General features: G+C 62.3%; 24 protein-coding genes. 11 read left to right on the top strand and 13 right to left on the bottom strand.

What is annotated here, in order from left to right:
* The first annotated feature begins 2 nt into the window (after positions 1–2).
* Positions 3–380: a carboxymuconolactone decarboxylase family protein gene (locus tag VMA09_12135; GenBank protein ID HUA34348.1), complete on the top strand. Its 378-nt coding sequence runs from the start codon at positions 3–5 to the stop codon at positions 378–380.
* On the opposite strand, the gene VMA09_12130 is transcribed toward VMA09_12135, so the two are convergent.
* From VMA09_12130 to VMA09_12105, 6 genes are all read right to left on the bottom strand, one after another.
* Positions 377–820 (bottom strand): GFA family protein, encoded by a 444-nt coding sequence (locus VMA09_12130; GenBank protein HUA34347.1) that lies wholly within the window; start codon positions 818–820, stop codon positions 377–379. The two genes, VMA09_12135 and VMA09_12130, sit on opposite strands and share 4 nt — an antisense overlap.
* 266 nt (positions 821–1,086) lie before the next feature.
* Positions 1,087–1,539 carry a pyridoxamine 5'-phosphate oxidase family protein gene (locus tag VMA09_12125; GenBank protein ID HUA34346.1) on the bottom strand — a complete coding sequence of 151 codons (453 nt, stop codon included), beginning with the start codon at positions 1,537–1,539 and terminating at the stop codon, positions 1,087–1,089.
* Positions 1,540–1,552: 13 nt separating this feature from the next.
* Positions 1,553–2,449, bottom strand: a complete 897-nt coding sequence (locus tag VMA09_12120; protein HUA34345.1) for an LLM class F420-dependent oxidoreductase — start codon at positions 2,447–2,449, stop codon at positions 1,553–1,555.
* A 170-nt stretch (positions 2,450–2,619) separates the two neighbouring features.
* Positions 2,620–3,990 carry an LLM class flavin-dependent oxidoreductase gene (locus VMA09_12115; GenBank protein HUA34344.1) on the bottom strand — a complete coding sequence of 457 codons (1,371 nt, stop codon included), beginning with the start codon at positions 3,988–3,990 and terminating at the stop codon, positions 2,620–2,622.
* Positions 3,991–4,022: 32 nt separating this feature from the next.
* The gene (locus VMA09_12110) at positions 4,023–5,264 is read right to left on the bottom strand and encodes an amidohydrolase family protein (protein HUA34343.1); all 1,242 of its coding nucleotides are present in this window, start codon (positions 5,262–5,264) and stop codon (positions 4,023–4,025) included.
* A 96-nt stretch (positions 5,265–5,360) separates the two neighbouring features.
* Positions 5,361–5,765, bottom strand: a complete 405-nt coding sequence (locus VMA09_12105; protein HUA34342.1) for a GFA family protein — start codon at positions 5,763–5,765, stop codon at positions 5,361–5,363.
* A gap of 139 nt (positions 5,766–5,904) precedes the next feature.
* On the opposite strand from VMA09_12105, the gene VMA09_12100 reads away from it, so the two are divergent.
* The 8 genes from VMA09_12100 to VMA09_12065 all read left to right on the top strand — a co-directional run bounded on the left by VMA09_12100 (position 5,905) and on the right by VMA09_12065 (position 15,581).
* Positions 5,905–6,975, top strand: a complete 1,071-nt coding sequence (locus VMA09_12100) for a Rieske 2Fe-2S domain-containing protein (protein ID HUA34341.1) — start codon at positions 5,905–5,907, stop codon at positions 6,973–6,975.
* 27 nt (positions 6,976–7,002) lie between these two features.
* The gene (locus tag VMA09_12095) at positions 7,003–8,196 is read left to right on the top strand and encodes a LuxR C-terminal-related transcriptional regulator (GenBank protein ID HUA34340.1); all 1,194 of its coding nucleotides are present in this window, start codon (positions 7,003–7,005) and stop codon (positions 8,194–8,196) included.
* 91 nt (positions 8,197–8,287) lie between these two features.
* Positions 8,288–9,499 carry a flavin-dependent monooxygenase gene (locus VMA09_12090; protein HUA34339.1) on the top strand — a complete coding sequence of 404 codons (1,212 nt, stop codon included), beginning with the start codon at positions 8,288–8,290 and terminating at the stop codon, positions 9,497–9,499.
* A complete protein-coding gene (locus VMA09_12085) occupies positions 9,496–11,217 on the top strand; it encodes an FAD-dependent oxidoreductase (GenBank protein HUA34338.1) in 1,722 nt (573 codons plus the stop codon). The genes VMA09_12090 and VMA09_12085 overlap by 4 nt, the downstream gene beginning before the upstream one ends.
* A 2-nt stretch (positions 11,218–11,219) precedes the next feature.
* On the top strand, positions 11,220–12,071 hold the full coding sequence (locus tag VMA09_12080; protein ID HUA34337.1) for an SDR family NAD(P)-dependent oxidoreductase: 852 nt from the start codon (positions 11,220–11,222) through the stop codon (positions 12,069–12,071).
* Positions 12,072–12,108: 37 nt separating this feature from the next.
* A complete protein-coding gene (locus tag VMA09_12075) occupies positions 12,109–13,791 on the top strand; it encodes an FAD-binding protein (GenBank protein ID HUA34336.1) in 1,683 nt (560 codons plus the stop codon).
* Positions 13,792–13,805: 14 nt separating this feature from the next.
* Positions 13,806–14,543 (top strand): SDR family oxidoreductase, encoded by a 738-nt coding sequence (locus VMA09_12070; protein ID HUA34335.1) that lies wholly within the window; start codon positions 13,806–13,808, stop codon positions 14,541–14,543.
* Between the two features lie 12 nt (positions 14,544–14,555).
* On the top strand, positions 14,556–15,581 hold the full coding sequence (locus VMA09_12065) for a ferredoxin--NADP reductase (GenBank protein HUA34334.1): 1,026 nt from the start codon (positions 14,556–14,558) through the stop codon (positions 15,579–15,581).
* 13 nt (positions 15,582–15,594) lie between these two features.
* Here the strand turns inward: VMA09_12065 and VMA09_12060 are convergent, their stop codons facing one another.
* The 3 genes from VMA09_12060 to VMA09_12050 are packed head-to-tail and all read right to left on the bottom strand — an operon-like array spanning position 15,595 to position 18,194.
* On the bottom strand, positions 15,595–16,584 hold the full coding sequence (locus VMA09_12060; protein ID HUA34333.1) for an endonuclease/exonuclease/phosphatase family protein: 990 nt from the start codon (positions 16,582–16,584) through the stop codon (positions 15,595–15,597).
* Positions 16,585–16,603: 19 nt separating this feature from the next.
* A complete protein-coding gene (locus tag VMA09_12055) occupies positions 16,604–17,395 on the bottom strand; it encodes an enoyl-CoA hydratase/isomerase (GenBank protein ID HUA34332.1) in 792 nt (263 codons plus the stop codon).
* 10 nt (positions 17,396–17,405) lie between these two features.
* Positions 17,406–18,194 carry an SDR family NAD(P)-dependent oxidoreductase gene (locus VMA09_12050; protein ID HUA34331.1) on the bottom strand — a complete coding sequence of 263 codons (789 nt, stop codon included), beginning with the start codon at positions 18,192–18,194 and terminating at the stop codon, positions 17,406–17,408.
* Positions 18,195–18,277: 83 nt separating this feature from the next.
* On the opposite strand from VMA09_12050, the gene VMA09_12045 reads away from it, so the two are divergent.
* Positions 18,278–19,450: a hypothetical protein gene (locus VMA09_12045; GenBank protein ID HUA34330.1), complete on the top strand. Its 1,173-nt coding sequence runs from the start codon at positions 18,278–18,280 to the stop codon at positions 19,448–19,450.
* Positions 19,451–19,530: 80 nt separating this feature from the next.
* On the top strand, positions 19,531–20,157 hold the full coding sequence (locus tag VMA09_12040) for a glutathione S-transferase (GenBank protein ID HUA34329.1): 627 nt from the start codon (positions 19,531–19,533) through the stop codon (positions 20,155–20,157).
* 239 nt (positions 20,158–20,396) lie between these two features.
* Here VMA09_12040 and VMA09_12035 read toward each other — a convergent pair whose 3' ends face one another.
* The 4 genes from VMA09_12035 to VMA09_12020 are packed head-to-tail and all read right to left on the bottom strand — an operon-like array spanning position 20,397 to position 24,276.
* On the bottom strand, positions 20,397–20,843 hold the full coding sequence (locus VMA09_12035; protein HUA34328.1) for a hypothetical protein: 447 nt from the start codon (positions 20,841–20,843) through the stop codon (positions 20,397–20,399).
* Complete coding sequence (locus tag VMA09_12030) at positions 20,840–21,868, bottom strand: phosphotransferase family protein (GenBank protein ID HUA34327.1); 1,029 nt, start codon at positions 21,866–21,868, stop codon at positions 20,840–20,842. Before VMA09_12030 ends, VMA09_12035 begins: the two co-directional genes overlap by 4 nt.
* Positions 21,869–21,903: 35 nt before the next feature.
* Positions 21,904–23,004: an LLM class flavin-dependent oxidoreductase gene (locus tag VMA09_12025; GenBank protein HUA34326.1), complete on the bottom strand. Its 1,101-nt coding sequence runs from the start codon at positions 23,002–23,004 to the stop codon at positions 21,904–21,906.
* Between the two features lie 21 nt (positions 23,005–23,025).
* A complete protein-coding gene (locus tag VMA09_12020) occupies positions 23,026–24,276 on the bottom strand; it encodes an NAD(P)/FAD-dependent oxidoreductase (protein HUA34325.1) in 1,251 nt (416 codons plus the stop codon).
* Between the last annotated feature and the right edge of the window lies 1 nt (position 24,277).

The raw sequence follows: 24,277 nt of genomic DNA, 5'->3' as shown, positions 1-24,277 counted from the left end.
CGATGGCGAATTCGGAGGACTATCAGAAGGGCGCGGCGCGGATGAAGGAGCTGTTCGGCGTCGAGCCGCGGCCCGGCATGATGGAAGAGGATTTTCAGAAGCTCACGGTCGAGTACCTCTTCGGAAAAATCTGGACGCGGCCAGGGCTGGAGCTGCGTGAGCGCTCGATGATCACGATCACGACGCTGACCGTGCTGGCGCGCAATCCCGAGCTGAAGACGCATCTGCGCGGCGCGCTCAACGCGGGCATCAGCCGCGAGAAAATCACCGAGATCATGATTCATCTCGCGCACTACGCGGGATGGCCGATCGCGGTGAACGGCATGCGCGTAGTGCGCGAGCTGTTCGACGAGCTCGACGGCAAGACGAAGCAGGGTTAACGGCGCTTCGGCTGCCGCGCGCGCAGTTCTCGCAGGCGCGGCATGTCGAATTGCGGGAGATCGTCCGCGATCGCAAACCACGGCGCATTGAACTCGACGAAGATGTGCTTGTCGGGTTTGGTTCCGGGGTCGTCGTCGAGCAGACCAGCCGGAATTTCAAACCATTCCTGGCCCGGCTGCGGATTCGGCACCTGCGAGCCGCATCGCGAGCAAAACGCGGAGCGATAGGGCGGCGGCTCACGAAGAATCGGCGCCTCGTAGACCGCAATCAACTCCCGGCCTTCGAGCAGCCGGAAGTCTGCGCTCAATACGCCTAGACCGGCAGTGAACGCCGAGCCAGACAGCTTGCGGCATCGGCTGCAATGACAAAGCTCAAACGGCCCAGGCGCTTTCGCGATCTCAAATCGCACGCCGCCGCACAGGCAACTTCCTTTGATCATGGGAACCTCCGACTGCAGAGCTGCGAGCGCTGCACCTATCCCAAGCCCTCCCATTGTACAGGAAAGCTTTGCATCACCGATTTCTCGGCTGGGAGAATCCCTCTCCCTGACCAAGAGCGCGTTGCAAAACACTGCATACGAGTCGTGGAGGAATCTGTCCCCTATCCTTGTCCCTGGGATAAGGAGAGGGGACTTGAAAACGCATACGAAAGTGCAGTCAATTCGAGTTTTGCAGAGCCTCGTTGGACGAGGGGAGGAAACAGGATTCAGTAAACGCCGCCGAGTTTGTTGTGGTCCCAGCTTGTGATCTTTTTTGGGATTACTTTGAGGACCACGCGCTTGGGTGCTGTCGTCAGGGGGCCGATTTGGGCGTTGGATTCGCCGGAGGCGTGGCTGCGGATTGCGCGCATCGCGGCTTCGACGGTTGGCGTGTCCTCGGCGATTTCGCATTCGCCGCGGATCATCACGCCGCGCAGTTGCGCGTAGTTGCGGCCTGATTCCGCCATCACTGCGACCTTCGGATTGCGCTTGATGTTGATGACCTTCTGCGCCTTGCCGTAGGAGGTCATCAGGATCGCGCCGTCGCGCCACAGGTAGTTCATCGCGACGACGTGGGGATAGCCGTCCTTGCCGATCGTCGCGAGCGCGATCTTTCTTTCATCGCGCAGGAACGCCTCAAGCTCCAAGGGCGTCATCTTGATTTGATCGCGGCGCTTCATTGTTTTCGCTGCCTCAGAGTTTCGCGATGATGTCGTTGCTGATCTTGTCGAGACCGCGCTTGAGCTCATCGGAGGTGAATGCCGGCGGACCGATCGTGACGCGCGCTACGCCGAGGTCGCGCAGCTTCTTCAAGGTATCGAGGTCGGCAGGGCCGATACAGGAAATCTCCAGCTCCGCCGAATTGCGCCCGATCTTATTGCATTCAGTTTTGAGATCGTCGAGCAGTGCGCGCAGCCGTTCCATCGCGGCCGCATCGATTTCCCACGACAGGCCTTTCAGCTCGCCGACCGCCGGGAAGAAGCCGTCGCCGAAGCGCGCCGCGCGCCGCACCGCGGCCGGAGAATGACCGCCGACGAGAATCGGCACACCGCGCGGATTAACGGGCTTGGGCAGACTGCGCACGGGACCGAAGTTGAAATACTTGCCGTGGAAGCTCGATGGGTTGTCGCGCCACAGCGCGTGTATCGATTGGATCGCTTCGTCGGTCATGAGGCCGCGCTTCTTCCAATCGAGTTGCAGCGCTTCGAATTCCTCGGCCAGCCATCCGCTGCCGATACCGAGCAGCATGCGGCCGTTCGACAGGCGATCGAGACTCGCGAGTTCCTTCGCGACGTAGAGCGGGCTGCGCTGCGGCAGGATCATCACCGCGGTGCCGAATTTAATCTTCGTAGTGATCGAGGCGGCGAACGCCAGATGCATCAGCGGATCGGGTAGCGCAACATCGTCCGTAACTGAAAGCTTGCCGCTCGCGGTGTATGGATAGGGGCTCTTGAAGCCGTCGGGGATGACGACATGCTCGACGCTCCAGAGCGATTCGAATCCCGTCGCTTCGGCGTGGGTTGCGAGGGTGCGGAAGGGCTCGGGCTCGCTGAAGGGCCCGGCGTTAACGAATATCAATCCGATTTTCACAATCTGTCACTCCAAATTGTTGTGCGTTGGCCTCGGGCGCTGCACCCACGCCCGCGTGTCGATTCACGCAGTGAATCGACGCGCGGGCTCTCGGTTTGCGGCTTCCGCCTGCGGCGTCAGCCGCGGGCGAGGCTATTCGAAGAGCTCTCTCGCGCTCCGTAAAGTTTCTTTCAGCTCTCGAAGTCGAGGCCCAGCGCGGGATTCTTCACCTGGCCGCCGCATGCTCTGGCGAGGAGCGGCGTCACTTCTTCGGCGAAGTACTGCATCTGGTCTTCGATTTCCCTGGAATCGAGGCCGCCCTTCTCGAACCACGCGTTGAAGGCGAAATCCTCGTAGCCGCAGCTCTCCTTGATACGCATGATCTGGGCGGCGACGTCGCTCGGACTGCCGAACAGCGCGACTTCCTTTTTCAGCAGCAGCTCGGGCGACACTTTTGCCGCGGGGTCGAGCTTGGCCTCGTTCGCATCGGCCAGCACCGCGGCGAAACCGAACGGCCCGTAGTAATCCCATTGCACCTCGAGCGCGTCGCTGTAGCGCTTGAGCTCACGCTCACGATTCTTGCCGGGCAGCAGCATGTGGATATAACGGCCAGTTAACACACCGCGCCGCTTTTCCGCGTCCCATCCGTATTTGAGGCGCCCGCGTCCCAGCCGATCCGGCCATCCAGCTTTTTCGGACTCGTTGTAGAAAATGTCGATGTTCTTCTTGAGGCGCGTGTTGGGCTCGACGATGAAGTAGCCGTTGAGGCCGCGCTCCGCCGCCCATTTGATTGATCTCTCGGTCGTAAGCGGCTCCCACATTTGCGGATGCGGCCGCTGGAGCGGCTGCGGGAACACCTGGAGCTCCTTGAGCGTGGTCGCGCTCTGCATCACGGGGTTGGCGCCGCCGTAGGGATCAGGTGCGCCGATGTTGAGCACCTCTTCGAGCTTGCGGCCGGCCTTGCCCGACTCGAAGTAGGCGATCGTTTGTTGATGGTTCCAGCGCGTGAAGACCGGCGGGATGGTGAAGAATTGCCCACGATGCGAGAACGAGGGCTGCGTCCAGGCCTTGATGATGATCTCGTAGGCCTCCTGGTAGTAGGCGCGATTGCGCTCCTGGTCCTGGATGGTCGCGAACGGCCAGCCGAAGACCTCGGCCTCGCGCGGCTGGTAGCCGCGCCCGATTCCGAATTCGAGCCGCCCGCCGCTCAGCACGTCGAGCATTGCAGCCTGCTCGGCGATTCGAATCGGGTGCCACCAAGTCACGATGTTAGCGGCCTGGCCGAGCCTGATCTGGTTGGTGCGCGCCGCGATCGCCGTCTCGGCAAGGAGCGGATTCGGGCTGAACTCGGCGCCTTCGGGCTGGAAGTGATGCTCGGTCATGAAGAAATAGTTGAAGCCGAGCTTGTCGGCGAGGATTCCCTGCCGCACCTGGGAGACAAGGCATCGCTGGCTCGCTTCGTGAACTTCGGCGAGATTGCCGTCGTTGATCGCCACGCCGCTCTTCGTGCGCAGCACGGGCAGATCGCTGGCGCCGTTGTGAAAAATTCCGATTTCGATCATGGCATCTCCTCGGCGCGCCGCGTGCAGTGCGTTCAGACGCTCGCGCTTTCGCGCCGCTTCAACAACAAGTCAACATCGAAGTTGAACATCCTGGCGGCATTGAGGCCGAGGATCTTCGCGCGCGAATCGTCGCTAAGATGGCCCATCTGGCGCTCGATCGCTTCGGCGGAATGCGGCCAGGTGCCTTCGGCATGCGGATAGTCGTTGGCCCACATGAAATTATCGACCAGGTTCCATTTTTCGGCGAGCTCGAGTCCGGCGCGATCTTCCTGGAAGCTCGCCGCGCCGTTGCTGCGGAAATATTCGCTTGGCAGTTGCTTCAGCCGCGGATAAGCCCACAGGTGATGCTTGCGATAGGCCTCGTCCATCGCATCCAGCGCCCACGCGACCCATCCGATTCCGCTTTCGATCGCGGCGAAGCGCAGCGTCGGAAAACGCTCGATAACGCCCGAGCCGCACAGGCTCGCGACCGGCTCGATCGTCGGCGAGAGCGAATGCGAGACGTAGTTGATGACGGCGCCGCCTTCCTTGCGCGCGACGCGCGGGTCGCGCCCGGTCGAGACGTGAAACGTAATCGGCAGATTGCATTCGACGATCGCCGCCCACATCGGATCGTAATCGTGGAGGTTGTAGTTCGTGTCGCGTGAATCGTGGCCGCCGAAAATCGGCTTGCAGGGCAGGGTGAGGAAGCGGAAACCCATCTTCGCGACGCGCTTGATTTCTTCGATCGCGAGCTCGACGTCGGCTGTCATGATCGCGGCAGCGGGCGACATGAAATCGTTATATTTGCCGTACATCTCCCACGCGAAATCGTTCCAGACCTTGCACTGCGCCATGCCGAAGCCGGGATCCTTGGTCGCGAACATCATCAGCCCCTTGTTGGGGAAGATGATCTCGGCGTCGATACCGTCGCGGAGCTGATCCTTGATGCGTTGCTCGGGATCGGCGCCGGCGTTGCCGCGCAAGCGATCTTCGCTGTTCTCGCGCGGCACGTCGGCGATCATGCGCGCGCGCACCCGCGAGCGCCCGAGGCCTTCGGCGACGAACCATTTCTCGCCGTTGGCGTCGGTCTCGACGTGCGGCAGCCTGTCGCGATACTTCGCGTCGAGGCGCTGCTTCCAGAGGCTGCCGGGCTCGTTGGCGTGGCAGTCGGCGGAGATCATCAGGTACCTATTGGGATCGCCGGGGCGCGCCGTGCGCTGCCATCCGTCATGGCCCGGAGTCTCGAGGCGGTAGCGATTTTTTTCATCAACGAGGAGTTCGGCCTGTTCCATGAGCGCCCTCAACTCAATTCAATATTGGTTGAACCATTGCGATAGCGCGTACGCGGCGAAATTTCAACCGTCGAACTATCCGCGCGCGAGCCGCGCTCAGCCGGGCTGCTTGTCGAACTTCGGCAGATCGTCTCGCACCGGCGCCCAGTGCGGCGCGCTTTGCATGTACACCTGCACCATCGGCTTGAACTGCGACTGATCGTCGAGACTGCCGGCCTTGAGCGCGACGAACTCGGGCATCGCGCCGATGAGCGACAGGATCGGCGAGCCGCAATTGGGGCAGAAGCCGCGGCTCACTTCGGCGCCGCTGTCGCCCTTAACTGCGTATTGCTTGAGCGTGCCGGTGATTTTGAGCGCGGCCTTCGGCACGAGCATCACCGATGCCATCGCGGTGCCGGTCGAATGCCGGCAATCGGTGCAGTAGCAGTTTGCCGCCATCATCGGATCGGCCGCGCATTCGTAACGGACCGCGCCGCAGGCGCAGCCTCCGGTAATCGCCATAAGAAGAGACCTCCTGAGAGCTTCACAATCCCGCAATGAGGCGGACGTGATCAACCGCTCCATCGTCCGAAAGGACGATGCCGCCGAGGCGAACTCATTGCGACCATGCTCTCGGCCTCGAAAAGGGCGGAGGGTGCTAATGGCGGTTTCACATCAAATCGAAGCATCGCCGATCGAAAATCGCTACGCGCGCGGATGGCATTGCCTGGGCCTCGCGAGCGAATACAAAGACGGCAAGCCGCACACGCTCAACGCATTCGGCACGCGCCTCGTCGCGTTCCGGGGCGAGAGCGGCAAGGTGCACATCCTCGACAGCTACTGCCCGCACATGGGCGCCGATCTCAGCCATGGCGAGGTGCGCGGCGACAGCGTGCTGTGTCCGTTCCACAACTGGAGCTGGGGCGCCGACGGTAAGTGCAACAATATCCCGTACAGCAAGCGCATCCCGCCCAAGGCGCGGGTCAAATCGTGGCCGACATCTGAGCAAAATAACCTACTCTTTGTATGGAACGATCCCGAGGGCACGGCGCCGACGCCTGAGCTCGACATCCCTCATCTCGTGGCGTGCGATTCGGAGGAGTGGACCGACTGGGTGATCGAGAAGTGGACGATCAACACCAACTGCCGCGAGCTTATCGACAACGTTTCGGACATGGCGCACTTCCCGGTCGTGCATGGCGCGCCGGTCGATTACTTCGCCAACATTTTCCAGGGTCACAAAGCGACGCAGATCATGATCGGCAGCGGCTCGCCGGGCAGCCAGGGCAGCCTCGCCACCTGCGCGACGTATTTCGGCCCCGCGTATCAGATCACCGAGATGAAGGGCGAGGTGGGCGGGTTCCCGGTCGATTCGATCCTGCTCAACTGCCACGTGCCGATCACGCTGCGCTCGTTCGACCTGCGCTTCGGGATGATGGTGCGCAAGATCAAGGGAATGCCCGAGGACGCCGCGAAGCAGATGGCTGACGCGTACATCAAGGGCATCCAGCAGGGCTTCTACCAGGATGTCGCGATCTGGGATAACAAGGTGCGCATCGATAATCCTCTTCTGTGCGAGGGCGATGGGCCGATCTACCAGCTTCGCGACTGGTACAAGCAGTTCTACACCGACGCGGCTGCGGTGCCCGAGGAGCTGCGCAAGCGCCAGGTCGTCGAGATGAACATCAATCTCAAGGAATCGCCGAACCTGCGGCACGTATTCGAGGACTGATCTTCGCGTATCGCAGTCCGCGGCGCCTTGGCGTACATCAATGATGTGCGCAAGGCTGCTCATCCGCGGCGCAACGGCGCCGACCCGTATCGCGGCGTGCCGCTGTCGCTGGCCGATTTCAGCGAGCTGGTTTCCGCGATCTACCAGGGGCCGCTGGAGCCGGTGCCCTGGAAGACCGCGCTCGATCTGATGCGCACGCATCTGCGTGCCAGCTATGTAACATTGATGCTTCGTCCACCGTCGGCCGAGCGCGAGGCACTGATGGTCAATGCCGCTGGCGATCGCCCCGTCACGCGCCAGGACGAATACAACAAGTATTATTACGCGCTCGATCCGTTCGTTGACCTGCCTCCCGATCGCGTCGTCACCGTCGAGGAGCTGATCGGCGACCACCAGTGGCGCGATAGCGAATTCTACAAGCAGTTTCTAAAGCCGCTCGACATTTTTCATGCGCTCGGCTTCGACATCCGCACTGACGACGGCCTCGAATGCCGCTTTCGCGTCGCAAGATCGCATCGCGAGCGGCCTTTCTCGCCGAGCGACAAGGCGCTCTGCGCCGTGGTGATGCCGCATCTGAAGCGCGCGGTGCATCTGCATTCGCAGCTCGAGCAAATTGATTCCGAGCGCCGTCTCTACGCCGGCACGGTCGATCGGATGCTGGTCGGGATGGTCCTTCTGGACGAGACCGGCGTGATCGTGAAGAGCAATCCGGTTGCCGACGAGATGCTGCGCGAAGGCGACGGCCTGCGCATCGTTGGCGGTGCGCTTCATGCCGGTTTGCCAGCGGAAAATCGCGAGCTGCAGCGCCTGGTGAAGCAGGCGCTCAATCGCGAATCGGGAAAGCCGGCCGTGGCAGAGGCGATCGCGATTACGCGCAAGGCGGGTCGCGGCAAGCTCGGTGTCGTGATCCGTAGCGTGCCGCCGACGGGATGGACCGAGGGCAAGCATCGTCCGTCCGTTGCGATTTTGATTCGCGATGCGGAACGCAGATCGGAAGCCTCGCGCGAGACGGTGCGGCGGCTCTTCGATCTCACTCCGGCCGAGGCCGCGCTTGCGCTCGAGCTAGCCAACGGCCTCACGCTGGAGGAGGCGGCCGAGAGCCTCGATATCAGCAAGAACACCGCGCGTGCGCATCTGCGGGCGATCTTCTCGAAAATCGGAATCACGCGGCAGACGACGCTGGTGCGGATGCTGCTCGGCAGCGTCGTATGGCTCGGCTGATCGAATCATAGTCTTTTCAGACGATTCCGCTGTCGGTGCGCGGATGCGAGCATCGCCTCGGTCCGGATCCTACAAGCTGTGAGGCGGCGGAATGGCCACACACCTGTCGCGCGAAACGAATGACGCCGCGCAAAGCGGCGCTCTCGCCGCAACTCTATTAGCTCGCGCGCGCGAGTTCGTGCCTCGACTCGCGGAGCGCGCTTCGCGCGCCGAAGCGCAGCGCTCGATTCCTGCCGAGACGATGGCGAACTTCAAAGAGGCCGGGCTCTTCCGCGTGATGCAGCCCAAGCGCTACGGCGGTTACGAGCTCGATCCCAACGTCTTCTTCGATATCCAGATGACGTTGTCTGAAGGATGCATGTCGAGCGGATGGGTGTATGGCGTCGTGGGGGTGCATAACTGGCAGTTGGGGTTGTTCGACGAGCGTGCTCAAGAGGACGTCTGGGGGCGAGACAGCTCGGTGCTGATCGCATCGACCTACATGCCCAAGGGCCAGGTCGAGCGCGTCGATGGCGGCTTCAACTTCAAAGGCCGCTGGGGTTTCTCAAGCGGTGTGGATCATGCTGACTGGGTGTTTCTCGGCGGATTAGTACCGTCGGACAACGGCATGCCGGATTACAGGACGTTCCTCGTGCCGCGCGCCGACTTCGAGATCAACGATAACTGGCACACGGTCGGCCTCAAGGGCACCGGCAGCAAGGAAGTCCTGGTCAAGGATGCATTCGTGCCTGAGTATCGAACGCATCGCGCGCTCGACGGTTTCATGGGCACAAGTCCCGGCCTCAGCGTTAATCAAGCGCCGCTCTACAAACTGCCGTTCGGCCAGGTATTCGTCCGTGCCGTATCAACCGCGTCGATAGGCGCGCTTGAGGGCGCGCTCAATACGTTCCGCAGCTACGCGACGACGCGGGTCAGCAACAACGACGGCAGCAAGCCTGCCGACGATCCTTCGGCGGCACGTGCCGCCGCGGAAGCGGCAGTCGCGATCGACGAAATGAAGCTCGCGCTCCATCGCAACTTCGACGCGATGATGGATAGACTGAGTCGCGGCGAAGCGCTCGACGTTAATGATCGTATCCATTACCGCTATCAATCGGCCGATGTGGCGGGCCGCTGCGCAGAGCTGATCGATCCGATCTTTCATGCCTGCGGCGGGCAGGGAATCTACACCGACAATCCCGTCGGCCGGTTCTTCGTCGATATCCACGCGGCGCGGATGCATTACGCGAACAACGCCGACAAGTTCGGGCGCAACTACGGCGGCGTGCTGCTCGGCCTCGGCAACACGGACTTCTTTATATGAGCGGCGGCACGAGACCCGCGAATCCCGACGCGCGATGGGATCACGAATTCGACGTAGTCGTCGTCGGTTCGGGCGCGGGCGGCATGACCTCGGCAATCTGCGCGCACGATCTCGGGCAATCTACCGTGCTGATCGAAAAGAGCGATCAGTACGGCGGTACGACGGCGATCTCAGGCGGCGGCGTATGGGTGCCGTGCAATCATCTCCTCGAAGCCGCGGGCGGGAAGGATAGCGTTGACGAGGCGCTCACATATCTGCGGCAGGCGACGCGCGGCATGGTTGCCGAAGAGCGAATCCTCGCATACCTCGAGCAGGCGCCGCGGATGCTGCGCTATATCGAGGACAAGACGCATCTCAAGTATCGCACGATGTCGCACTACTCGGACTACTACCCGCAATTGAAGGGCAGCAAGCCGGGATACCGGACGCTCGATCCGCTGCCGTGCGATGCGGGTCAGCTCGGCGATGATTTCAAAGCGATGCGCCCGCCGCAGCCCGGCACGTTAATCGCGGGCCGCGTTGCGATGACGGCGGGCGAAGCTCACACCCTGTTAACAAAGGAATCGGGATGGATCGCGCTCTTCATGAAGCGCATGGCGAGCTACTGGCTCGATATCCCGTGGCGGTTTCGCAACAAGCGCGATCGACGAATGACGCTCGGCAGCGCGCTAATCGGTTCGCTGCGCCGCTCGATGATCGATCGCAACATCCCGCTGTGGCTCAACACGCCGCTGGAGTCACTTGTGACCGACAGCCGCGGCATCGTTGGCGTCGTCGCGAATCAGAACGGCAAGACGATTCGAATCGGGGCGCGGCGCGGCGTGATTCTCGCCGCAGGCGGCTTCGAGCACAACCAGTCGATGCGCGAGCAATACCTGCCGAAGCCGACACGCGCCGAGTGGACAGTGACGCCCGAGGCGAACACCGGCGACGCGATCCGCGCGGGCCAGAGCGTCGGCGCCAAAGTCGATCTGATGGATCACGCATGGTGGGCGCCAACGGTTTTTATCCACGGCCGCGAAAAGCGCCGCGCCTTGTTCGTCGAGCGCGCGCTGCCCGGATGCGTGATGGTCAATCGCAACGGCCGGCGCTTCGTCGATGAAGCCGCGCCCTACAGCGACATCGTGTATGCGATGTACGCCGACAACGAAAAGAGCGGCGCGAACCTTCCGGCGTGGCTCATCTTCGATGCCGAGTTCCGCCGCAAGTATCCTTGCGGGCCGTTGCTGCCCGGCATGGCGCGGCCCGACAAGTCGCTGCCATCGAGCTGGGTCGGCAGCGTTTTTTATCGGTCGGATTCGCTCGACGATCTCGCAAAGGAGATCGAAGTTGATAACGAGGGCCTGCTCGCCACGATCGACAAAATGAACGAATACGCGCGAACCGGCGATGACAAGGAGTTCGGCAAAGGTTCGAACACCTTCGATCGCTACTACGGTGACCTGAACGTGAAGCCCAATCCATGCCTTGCGCCGATTGCGAAGCCACCGTTCTACGCGATGCGAATCGACGCCGGCGACATCGGCACCAAGGGCGGCCTGCTCACTGACGAGTACGCGCGCGTGTTGCGCGAGGACGGTCAGCCGATTCCCGGGCTTTATGCGACCGGCAATACCTCCGCCGCTGTGATGGGTCCGAGCTACCCCGGCGCGGGCTCGACCCTTGGTCCGGCGATGACTTTCGGTTATATCGCGGCCCATCATCTGGCAGGAGTCTGACGATGCTCAAGGATCGGGTGTGTCTGGTGACCGGCGCCAGTATCGGCGTCGGCAAGGGGATCGCGATCGCCCTGGGTGCCGCTGGCGCGACGGTCTACGTGACTGGCCGCAGCGCGAAGAAAGGCGACAACCCATTCGGCGGGACGGTCTTCGCGACCGCAGAAGAAGTTACAAAGCGCGGGGGCAAAGGTGTCGCGGTCGTATGCGACCACAGCAGCGACGATCAGACGCGCTCGCTGGTCGAAAGAATCGAGAAGGAATCAGGCCGGCTCGATATCCTCGTCAACAACGCGACGGCGATTCCTGACGGCCTCACGGAGAGCGGGCCGTTCTGGAAAAAGCCGCTCGGGTTCACCCGCCTGCTCGATGTCGGACTGCGCTCGTACTACACGACGACCTGGTTCGCCGCGCCGATGCTCGCGAAGCAGGGCGGGCTTATCTTCAACTCGTCGTCGCCGGGCGCCAAAGCCTACGTCCACGGTCCTGCCTACGGCGCCGCCAAGGCCGGAGTTGACAAGATGTCACACGACATGGCCCATGACTTCAAGCCCTTCGATGTGGCGGTGATCTCGGTTTGGCTGGGCCTCGTGAAGACCGAAAAAGTTTTGATGATCGACGAGAACAAGTCGAAATACGGGCCGATGCTCGCGATCGCGGAATCGGCTGAGTTCGGCGGACGCATCATCGATGCGATTTACAACGACCCGAAGCGCATGGAGCTCACGGGCCAGACGTTCTATTCAGCCGAGCTCGCCGAGCGCTACGGCGTCAAGGATATCGACGGCAGCCAGCCGCCGTCCGGACGAATGGCGCTCGGCTCACCCACCGAATTTTCTTCAATCGTTATCGAGTGAGGAAGCAGCCACGGCGAGCCACGAATCTGACACGGCGATGTTCGGCAGCGGAGCTGGAGCGACTCCAATCTACGCGCCGACCCGCGTCGATCGCGACGGCGCGTCCAGGTGGGACGACGAATGCGATCTGCTCGTGGTCGGATTCGGCGCCGCCGGCGCGGCTGCTGCGATCGAAGGGGCTCATGCCGGCGCCGACGTGATCGTCACCGATCGTTTCGACGGCGGCGGCGCGAGCGCCAAGAGCGGCGGCGTTGTTTATTGCGGCGGTGGCACCCGTCATCAGAAGACGGCCGGCTACAACGACACCCCAGCAGCGATGTTCGACTACCTGAGCAAGGAAGTCGGCGACGCTGTCAGCGCAGATACGCTGCGTGATTTCTGCGATCACAGCGTCGAGATGCTCGAGTGGCTCGAGGCCCAGGGCGTCGAGTTCGACTCCACGGTTCCGCTGCACAAAACATCATATCCAGCGGATGGCTACTACCTTTATTTTTCGGGCAACGAAGCGGTGAAGGAATATGCCGGGAGCGCGCCGCCGGCGCCGCGAGGGCATCGCGTCAAAGGCTCGGGACTTTCGGGCGCGAATCTGTTTGGCGCACTGCGCAAAAGCGTCGGTGCGTCTGGCGCGCGCGTGATGACCGAGACCACGGCGCGGCGACTGATCGTCGATAGCGATGGCGCAGTCATTGGTGTCGAACTGTGGCATTTGCCGCAAGGGAGCCGCGCAGCGCGCCAGCATCAGCGCCTGAATCGATGGGTCGAGCGAACGTCGTATGCGTCGGCGGGGATTTCCGACATGTTTCGCCGTCGCGCACTGGCGGTTGAACTTGCCGCGGCGCGGCCGATTCGCGTCCACGCGCGACGCGGCGTGGTGCTCAGCACGGGAGGCTTTATCTACAATCGCGAGATGTTGAAGCGGCATGCGCCCAAGTATCTGCGCAACTTCCGGCTTGGCACTTCAGGATGCGACGGCAGCGGTATTCGCCTCGGCCAATCCGTCGGCGGTGAATGCGCGCGGCTGGAACGCGTTTCGGCCTGGCGATTCATCAATCCGCCTTTGGCGTGGGCGCGCGGCATGATCGTCGATACGACGGGGCGGCGCTTCTGCAACGAGGAAGTTTACGGCGCCAGGCTCGGCCTCGAGATGTGCGAGCATCATGACGGCAACGCCTGGCTAGTGATCGATTCCACGATTCGCCGCGACGCTGTGCGAGAAGCGCTCTTCGGCGGCCTGTGGGGATTTCAGAGTGTGCCGGCTATCATGCTGACCTTTGCGGGCGCGAAGCGCGGACGTTCGATCGACGACCTCGCGCGTCGCATGAGAGCCGATCCCGTGGCGCTGCGCGCGAGCTGGGAGAGTTACAATCGCGCTGCCGCAAACGGCGCAGATCCGCTCGGTAAGTCGCGCGATCTCCTCGCAGCGCTCGACGCGATGCCGCTCTGCGCGCTCGATATCTCCGTGGACAAACAGGTGTTTCCGTGCGCCGCGATCACGCTCGGCGGCCTCGTTGTCGATGAAGCGACGGGCAATGTGAAACGCGCGGATGGCAGCGCGATCGCAGGGCTTTATGCCGCAGGCCGCGCCGCGGTCGGTGTCGCGTCGAACAACTATGTCAGCGGCCTCGCGCTCGCGGATTGTATCTGGTCGGGTCGCCGCGTCGGTCGATCCGCCACGGTGAACCTGGCGAGTCAAACACGCCGCGCGGAGGCGACCGCCTGATCGTCGAGAGAGTTATGGGACGAGTGCAAGGAAAAATTGTGATCGTGACCGGCGGCGCCAGCGGGATGGGCAAGGAAGACGCCTTTGTGCTCGCCCGCGAAGGCGCGCGCGTCGTTATCACCGATCTCAACGAAGAAGGCGGTCACGCCGTCGCGCATGAGATTGGCGACGCCGCAATATTTGTGCGCCACGACGTCACGCGGAACGACGACTGGCAGCGAGTCATGGCGGCGGCGCGCGATCGATTCGGCCGAATCGACGGCCTGGTCAACAATGCGGGCGTGCTCGAAATGGGATCGATCGAAGACGCGACGCTCGAGCAGTGGCAGAAACTGCATCGCATCAATGCCGACGGATTCTTTCTCGGCTGCAAGCACGCGGTCGCGGCGATGAAATCAACCGACGGCGGTTCGATCGTTAACATGTCGTCAGTCGCGGTCGATGGGCTGCCGTTCGCGGTCGCGTACAGCGCCTCAAAGGGCTCCGTGACCTCGCTGACCCGCAGTGTTGCGGTGCATTGCCGAAGCGCCGGCTATCGCATCCGTTGCAACTCGATTCATCCCGACGGCGTGCTGACGCCGATGACGCTGCCGCTGCTCGGCGATCCCGATCCCCTGACTGTCAGCTACGATGCCGATCCGACCTCGCGATTTTGTCTCACCAGCGACGTGGCGAACCTGGTGCTCTATTTGATTTCCGATGAATCGCGATTCGTCAACGGGGCGCAGTTGCGGATCACCAACGCATACTGATACGGCGGTTTCGTGGAGTCAGAGTTTCACGCGCTACAGGTGCGCGAAGTCATTGCGGAGACAGCGGACTCGAAGTCGCTCGTTTTCGGAATCCCATCCGAGCTCGCCCGCGAGTTTGGTTATCGTTGCGGACAATTCCTGACCGTTCGAATCCCCATCGGCGGCAGGCATTTGCTGCGATGCTATTCGCTTGCGAGCTCTCCGCTAATCGACGAGCCTCTGCGCGTAACCGTAAAGCGCGTGAAGGACGGCCGCATCTCAAACTGGATCTGCGACAACGTCAAGGCCGGCGACACGATCGAGGTTAAAGCTCCGGCGGGTCACTTCACCCTGCGCTCGCTCGACGGCGACTTCCTGATGTTCGCGGGCGGCAGCGGTATCACGCCAGTATTTTCGATTATCAAGTCGGTATTGGTCGCGGGATCTGGCCGGCTCTTCTTCGTTTACGCCAATCGCGATGAGAATTCGGTGATCTTTCGCGATGAGCTCAATGCCCTCGCGCGCGCGCATCCGGCGCGGCTGCAAATCGTTCATTGGCTCGACTCGGTGCAGGGCCTGCCGACGACAGCACAGCTCGCGGAGCTGTCGCGTCCCTGGGCAACCGCTGAGATCTTCATCTGCGGTCCCGAGGCTTTCATGAGTGCCACGGCTGAGGCGCTGCGGAGTCTCGAAGTTCCATCCGCGCAGGTTCATATCGAGCGCTACGTATCGCTGCCGGACGAAGAAGATGCGGCGCCTGTCACTATCGAAGAAGGGCAGGGCGAGATTCGTCTCGAGGTGGAGCTCGACGGTCAGCATCACGATCTCACGTGCGGTGCGAACGAGCCGCTCCTCGATGCGATGCTGCGAGCCGGGCTCAGGGCCCCTTATTCATGCCGGCAAGGCGCCTGCGCGACCTGCATGTGCACGCTGGAGGCCGGCGAAGTTCACCTGCGCCGCAACCAGGTGCTGGACAAGAACGATCTGGCGCAGCGCTGGATCCTCGCCTGCCAGGCGATTGCCGACACACCGTCGGTAAAGGTGCGATTCCCAGACTGATTTTTCCGCCGGCTCAGTCGATTCTGAGCTTCGCAATGATGCCCGAGTGATCGGTCGGCCACACGCCGGACGAGGTGCGCACCGAAGGATCGTTAAGGACCAGCTCGGCGGAAATCGGCGTGATCTCGCCGCGCGTTAGGACGACGTCTATTCGCCGATTCAAAGTCGAGACGGCGTTACGCAAATCGCGCGCGTGGCAACAAGTATTGCCAAGGTCGTCAGGATTGAGTGACGCCCACGCGTCATTGAACCCCGCCTCGATCATTGCCGGATAGGCGTCGCTATAGTCCTCGATTTTGGGATCGCGATTGGCGTTGGAGTTCAGATCGCCGACGAAGATTAACGGCATAACAGTGGTCGAGGCGGGGCCTGCGATCAGCTCACGGGTCTGCGCCAGTTGAACATCATGGTCGAGCGATTCGACGTGGCATTCGATGAGACGAAATTTTTTACCGGCGAGATTCCAGTCCACCGCGATCCAGCTTCGCGGCGAGGTCAAGGTCCCGGTCACCGGGCTTGTGGTTTGAAAATTGGTGGTGAAGTCTCCGCCGGTAATGTCGTACGGGTAGAGGCGACCGGCTGACTCCGCGCGCATAAGTACCGCGTGGCGATCCTCGATCCGCGCGAATGTGCCGCTCGGGTCCATCGGCGCCATCTGATCGAGATCCTTGCGTATCGCGACGGGAATGTACGGCGTCCCCCCTCGATGCAGAGCCGCGAGGATCAGCTCGAGAAAATCGTACTCGACGCGCATCTCGCCCGGCATCCCGCTTGACCAGCGCGCCGCTTCCTGGAGCGCCAGGATATCCGGTTTCGCTGTTGCGACGGCATGAGCGATGCGCGCGGCGCGGCCCGGGAAGTCGCTGGCCACGACTTCCTTCCACGTCTCGCCGAGCGCGGTGACGAGTTCCATCAGATCTTTCGAGTTGTACGCGCGCTCCAGGTCGGTCCCGAAATAGACGTTCAGCGTCATTACCCGAAGATCGCGATCGGTCGAAGCCATCGTCACAACTTTGCAGGCGTCATTCGCCCTTGAATTTGGCCGGACGCTTTTCGAGGAAAGCGCGCACGCCTTCGGCGAAGTCGGCGGTCGAGCCCGCCTTGCGCTGCATCTGGCGCTCCAAGTTTAGCTGCTCTTCGTAGGTATTATCTACACTCTGCCAATAGAGTTTCCGAATGAGGCCCAGCGCGACGGTCGGGCCATTCGCCATCTCGAGCGCGAGCTCTTTGGCCTTCGGGATCAGGTCAGCGTCCTCGACGACGCGCGTCACGAGGCCCCATTCGAGCGCCTTCTCCGCGGGCAGCCGCTCCGCGAGTATCGAGAGCTCCATCGCGCGGGCCTTGCCGATAAGCCGCGGCAGGATGTAGGTCGAGCCGCCGTCGGGCACGAGCCCGATGCGCCGGAAGGCCTGCAAAAAGTACGATGAGCGCCCACAGATCACGAGATCGCCCATCAGCGCGAAGCTCATGCCGACGCCGGCCGCCGCGCCGTTGACCGCGGTGATGAACGGGATCGGCAGTTCGCGCAGCCGCCGCAGGAACGGATGGTATTGCGTTTCCAGAACCGAGCCCGCATCGCGCGAGCCACTCGGGCCGCCGGAGGTTGGTTGCAGATTCGCGCCGGCACAGAAGCCGCGTCCCGCGCCCGTCATCAAGAGGCATCGCACGCCGTTTTTCGGATTCTCAACTTCGTCGAGCGCCTTTGAGAGCCCGGTCAGCATCTCGGCCGACACGGCGTTCATCACTTCAGGATGGTTGAGCGTGAGCAACGCGAGGTTGCCTTCGATGTCGAGTTTTGCGCGTTCGAACTCCATTGATTTCACCTTAGTCCGGCCCGACGCCTGCGACGCTGGGGATTCCGGTGCCTGCGAGCAGACCGCCGTCAGCCACGATCGTTGTGCCATTTACGTATGAAGACTCATCCGATGCAAGGAACAGGACCACGTTCGCGATTTCGACCGGCTCGCCGTAGCGACCCATCGGGATTGCCTGCTCGGTCGCCTGCGCCAGCTTCGGATTCGCCTGCCGCACCTTGATGATCGGCGGCGTTGCGATCGCGCCGGGACACACCGCGTTGCAGCGGATGCCCTTGCGCGCGTTTTCGATCGCGGTCGCGCGCGTCAGGTTGATCACGCCCGCCTTGATCGCGTTGTATGCGCCGAGGCCATAGTCCGCCGCGATACCTGACACCGAGCCGGTGTTGATGATCACGCCCTTGCGCCGCGGAATCATCACCTCGAGCGCGCATCGCGTTGCGTAAAAGTATGCGGTCAAACCGACCTCGACGCTCTTGCGCCATTGCTCGAGCGTCATCTCGCTGAGCTTGCCGGTGTAGAGGCGGATCGCGTTGTTGTGCAGGATGTCGAGCTGGCCGAACTTCTCAGTCGCAAACTTGATCATGCCTTCGGTGTCCGCGGGATTGCCGATGTTCGCGCGCAGCGACTCGGCCGTTCCGCCCGCCGCGCGAATCTCGCCGGCGACGCGCGTCGCGCCTTCCTCGTTGAGATCGACGACGACAATCGCGGCGCCCTCGGCCGCGAGCCGCTTGGCCGTGGCCTCGCCGATACCCGAGCCGGAGCCTGTTATCACGGCAACTCTGTCTTTGAGTCTCATCATCACACCTCGCGCTGTTATTAACGCTTCGACGCCGATCTGTGCAAAGCTTTCGCGCGTCATTTCATCGGGCGGTTTAATCAATGAACAAATCCCTAATCGAACTGGCTGCCGGCCTCGCGCCGATGCTTCGCGAAAATTCGAACGAAGGAACGCGGCTGCGGCGGATGCCCGACGCGACATGGCGGGCGCTGCTCGATGCGAAGCTGCTGCGCGGTCTTCAGCCGTCGCGATGGGGCGGGCTCGAAGCAAATCCTGCTGACTTCTTCGCCGCGATCGCGGAAGTCGCTCGCGCAGATGGCGCCGCAGGATGGGTCGCCGGCATTATCGGTGTGCATCCGTGGCAGCTCGCGCTTTTTCCCGACGAGACTCAGCGCGAAGTGTGGGGCACCGATCCCACCGTCATGCACTCGTCGTCATACGCGCCCACCGGCAAGGCCGAGAAAGTCAGCGGCGGCTACAAGCTTCGCGGCAGATGGTCGTTCTCGAGCGGATGCGATCACTGTCAATGGGTGAACCTGGGCGCGATCGCGGGCGGCGTCGAAATCGAAGGCGCGCAGGTTCCCGATCTCAAGTCGTTCATGATTCCGCGGCGCGACTACAAGATCGACGACAACTGGCACGTCGCCGGCCTCTGCGGCACCGGCAGCAAGGATATCGTCGTCGACGATGCGTTCGTGCCGGAGCATCGCACGCAATCGCATTGGGATTACACGCTCGCACGCGAGCTGCCGGGATGGAAAGTTAACCCCGCGCCGCTCTACCGCATGCCATTCGCGATCATTTTCAACTACGCGCTCGTCGCCGCCGTGCTCGGCGCATCGCGCGGATTTCTCGAGCTATGGACGGAGGCGAGCAAAACGCGCAAAGCCGGCATGGGCGGCAACTCGGCCGAGGATCCATACATCCAGAAGATGCTGAGCGAAGCGGCGTATGTGATCGACGCGGGGTTCCTCGTGATGCGCCACGATCTCGACGTGATGATCGATGCGGTGGGGCGCGAGGAGAATGTGCCGCTCGTGCGGCGCGCCGCAGTCAGGTACAACGCGTGCCGTTCGGCGCAGCTCGCATCGCATGCGATCGATCAGCTCTTCGAATCGAGCAGCGGACGCGCGATCTTTCTAGACAATCCGCTCCAGCGCCGCTACCAGGACATCAAGGCGATGATGGGGCATGCGTACCTGAACGCCGATCAGCCCGCGAGGATGCATGGCGCACTCGCACTCGGCCAGCACGTGCTGAACGCGATGCTCTAGTCACGGCCAACATTGGTTCTTGTGCTTCGCCGCGACAGCAACGATCCTATGTTGATCAGTTCGACCGAAGGAGAGACCCCATGATCACGGTTCATCATCTGAATGATTCACGCTCGCAGCGAATCCTCTGGCTGCTCGAAGAACTCGGCGTGCCCTACGAAATCAAGAAGTACGCACGCGACGCGGAGACGCGGCTCGCGCCGCCGGAGCTCAAGCAGATTCATCCGCTCGGCAAATCGCCGGTGATCACCGACAACGGCCGCACGATTATCGAGTCGGGCGCGATCGTCGATTACATCATTCGCCATCACGGCGGCGGCCGCCTGCAGCCCGCGGCGAACACTCCCGCGTACGACGAATATCAGCAGTGGCTGCACTATTCGGAAGGCTCCGCGATGCTGCCTCTCATGCTGAATCTCTACGTCTCGCGCCTCGGCGATGCCGGCGCGCCGCTCAGGCCGCGAATCGAGAGCGAGATCGCAAACCATCTCGGTTACATCGACAAGTCGCTCGCGGGCAAGCAGTTCCTGGTCGGCGACAGCCTGACCGGCGCCGACATCGAGATGAGCTTCGTCGGCGAAGTAGCAGGCGCCTTCGGCGTCCGCGCGTCGTATCCAAATTTGGACGCGTGGACAAAGCGCCTCCACGAGCGCCCCGCCTACAAGAAAGCGCTAGAGAAAGGCGGCGCGTATAGTTTCGGAAACTGAATTTCAGACTGAAATTGAAATTGACCAGCCCGGCCGCATCCTGACCAACAGAAGCTGTCGGCCATGGTGCGGCGGGCAACCGTCTCATCCCTGAGCGAAGCGAGCGGCTTCTTGCGTCATGGTGAGCGAAGTGAGCAAACGCGAACGCAGTCGAATCCATCTCGGACAGCGCCGCGTCAAGTGGCGCCGGTACCGGTTCCGTGATCCATGTCGCCGCACAATGGCAATGCCCGCATCGTTCAAAACGCAGCCGTCGATAGGCGGCGACGTTCTGTTGACTTTGCTATTTCCTTCCAGATCGCGTTTTCGATCTCGCGCGCCTCGTTCCCAGATTGCGATTCGATTTGAGTATGTAGTTCGATCAACGCCGCGCGCAGTGCGCAGTTGTTATCTTCGAGCGCTGAGACTCGGTAGTCGGTGTCCGAGCTGCTTGCTAACTGCTTGAGGCGATCGCTCAGCGCTTTGTCACTCACGACAGGCGCGGCTTTGCGGAAGAGGTCACGCATGGCCTGGTTTTCTTCGAGGCGGCGGCTCGCGCCACGGTCCCATTCGTCGGCTGCGATCACCAGCAGCGTTGCGATCATACCGACTGTGCCCTGGTGATAGGTCGGGCTGATCGCGGGCAGCACGCGCATCATCAGGTCGGCGGCCACAGTCTGAAATACAACTGGAATATTCGGTCTCACTTCAGATGCCCCATCAGTTCGAGTGCGGCGCGATCCTGCAGGTTCATCAGCGACCACGCGCTGAGCACCAGGATCGGATCCTTGTTCGAGCCGGTTTCCCAGGCGTGCGCGCTCGACACCCAGATGCCTTGGCCTTTGACCGCGGCAAACAGCTCCCACCAATGAATCGCGGCGGGGTCGGCTTTCAGGCCACTGGCTTTTTCCCAGATCGCGATCGCCTGCTCGCGCGGAACGAGGCCGCCGCGGCGATCGTCGCCGCCCCAACACCATGCGCGGTTGAGACTCCATCCGAGGTCTTCGAGCGGGTCGCCGAGATGAGACATCTCCCAATCGAGGATGCCGCGGATGTCCCCCTCCTCGTCGTAGAGAAAGTTGCCTGTGCGGTAGTCGCCGTGAACGACGCATACCTTCTGCGCGGGCGGCGGCGGATTGCGGCGCATCCAGCGAATCGCGGCACGCATCGTAGGCTGAGGAATCAGCTCGTCGGAATCGAGCACGCCTTCCCAGTAGCCGAGTTCGCGCTGCCAGCAGTCCTCCGGCTTCACGGCTTCCATCGTGCCGATGAGGCCGAGCTTTGCCGGATCGTGACGCGTGATTGCACCGAGAATAGACCACTTCTGCTCGGCCATCTTCTGATGATGAGCCGCGTAGGGCTCCATGAAGATGCGCGCGGGCGCGGTCTGGAAGCCAGTCATCTCGACGCTGATAAAAAACGGGCTGCCGAGGTGACTCGGATCGTCTTCGAGCCACAGAACTTCTGGAACCGGAACCTCGGTGCCGAAAAATGCCTTGTATGCGGCGAACTCGACCTTGCGATCGGTGTCGATCAGGCTCGCGGCCGGATCGCGGCGCAGGATGAGCCGCCGCTCGCGGGCCGTTCCACCTTCGCTGTAGCCGAGCCGAAAGCGATAGGTCTGCCGCGATGCGCCGCCGGAGATCTGCTCGAGCTGATCGACCCGCACCTGGGCCGCGCCAGGGATTTTCTTTTCTACGTACTGAGCAAGCTGCTCTTCAAGTGACGACATCTCTGGATGTTGACTACCTGCTTTCTTGAAATCATCTAGCGGTTAAGCTCCGGGATGACGTGTTTGCCGATGAGCTCCATGCTGCGCATTATCTTGGCATGTTCGAGGCCGCCGAACTGCACCCAGGTCAGCATCTGATCGACTCCCATGTCGCGGTAGATGCGGAACAGCTTGATCAGATCGTCGGGAGTTCCGACCGCGATAATACCGTCGCGGATACGCTGGTTAACATCGCCCGCGACTCCCGCCGCGCCGGTTCGCGAATCGGCCGCCGGCTGCTGGGTCAGATACTTGTATGACTCCGCCTTGCGCTCGCGGCCTTTCTCGGCCCACGGCAGGAACAGCTCCGCGGCAAGCTGCGCAACGGTTTCGAGCGGACCCTCGACATCGCGGATCGCCTGCTCTCGGGTCTCGGCGCAGTAGGTCTGGATCAGCACCGCTGACTGATTGTTGACGAAGGCTCCCACCGGCTTCGCGTCGCGCACCGCTTCCTTGTAGCCCTTGATACGCGGGGCGAGATCTTCGGGCGCGCCCGTGACGAAGCCGAGCATGCCGAGGCCGCGCTCGCCCGCGAGCGTGAAAGTGGCGGGGTTGGTGCCCGCGAGCCACATCGGAGGATGCGGTTTCTGAATCGGCTTCGGCACGACGTAGCTGGGCGGAATCTTGTAGAACTTGCCGTTGAACTCGACCGGCTCGTCCTTCCAGCTTCGCACCAGAATTTCGACCGCCTCCGACCACATCGCCTGCGTGTCGTCCGGGTTCACTTCGAAGCCGTCAAGCTCCTGCAGCGTGACTGCGCGGCCGGTGCCGAGCTCGACGCGGCCTCCGGTCAGGATATCGAGCACGGCTGCACGCTCCGCCACGCGCAGCGCGTGATTGAAGTTGCGCGGCAGCAGCGCGATTCCGTGGCCGATGCGAATCTTCGAAGTGCGCTGGCTGAGCGCGCCGAAGAGAATCTCGGGCGCCGAGCAATGCGACCATTGCGGCAGCAGATGATGCTCAACCGCCCAGACGTAGCCCCAGCCGAGCCGGTCTGCGAGCACGACCTGGTCGATCACTTCGCCATAGGTGCGAGCTTCGATTCCGGGTGTCCACGGTTTCGGAATCTGAACTTCATATAGCAATCCAAGTTTCATCTTGTGCTCCATCAAGCGCGATCACATCGCGCGCAAGCGATCGAGGATGCCCTCGTCGAAGGTCTCGGGGGGCAGCATCTCGGGACCGATGAAAGTAGCGGCCGCGGGATCGAGAAGATTGTTGCGTGCGCGTTCCTCGCGAACCTTGAGGCGCCGCTCGCGCGCATGTGGCCCGAACTCGGCGTACAGAATCGATAATTGCGACGCAGTCATGCGCAGGCGTCGCATCCGCTCGCGGCGTTCTTCGGCGTAGGGACGAAAGGTTGCGGGCGACCAGTCGCGATTTTCGAGCATAAGGTCGCGCACGATGCGCACGTCGCGATAAGTGATCGAGAGCCCCTGGCCGATGATCGGATCGTTGTGACCCGCGGCGTCGCCGATCAGAACCACGCCGGGCGCATAGGGTTCGTCGGTCCAGGTATCTTCGTTGCCGTAAGAATTACACGGCCCGGCAGGAGTCGAGTTTGCGAGGTATTCGCTGCCCGGCACGGACGTGAGGCGAAACGCGTCGAGGAAATGCGACTGGTTGTCAGCACCGGCAAAGCGGCGCTTGTCGTCGATGCCGTAGCAAATATATAGCCGCACGCGACTCAGAGACTGCGGGAAGGCGAGAAAGTTGACGCTGCCTTCGGTGCCGAAGATTTGCAGATCCGCGGGCCAGCCATTCGTGTCGTCCACCAGCATCCCGGCCATCAGGTGATGCATGGGATCGCGATGCAGCTCAATACCGGCACGTGCCCGCACGACGGAGTTGCGGCCGTCGGCCCCAATTACTATGCGCGGCTTGAATGTTCGTTCGGCGCCGTCGTGATGAAATCGGACTGTCGGTGAGGCTTCGAGCGTCAACTCGAAGTCATTGATGCCGCGAAGCAGTTCGACTCCGGCGGCGATCGCCTCAGCGTTCAGCAGATCGCACATCACGGGATGCCGCATGCATAGCGGCGGCTTGAAGCCCGCGTTCTCGAACGCGGTCATGTCGAGCTTCTGCGCTTCGGCTTCGCCCGGCGTGACGTCATCGCCATATGGAATATGCCGCGCCAGATGATGCCCGCCGGCCTTGAGTAGCGTGTCGTAGAGACCCAGCTTCTGAGTCTCGGCGACGCCCCACGGCGCGATCCACTCGCCGCGCACGAGGTCTTTGTGCGCTAGAGTCTTCTCAAGGATCGCCGTCGCGATTCCGGCCTGTGCGAGCGCGATCGCAAGCGCGCTGCCGCCGATTCCACCGCCGAACACAACGACGTCGGGATTCTCGTGCTTCTGCATCGACGCCATG

It is taken from the genome of Candidatus Binataceae bacterium, from assembly GCA_035508495.1.
GTDB lineage: Bacteria > Desulfobacterota > Binatia > Binatales > Binataceae > JASHPB01.
This window is presented reverse-complemented; position numbering and strand designations above follow the sequence as displayed.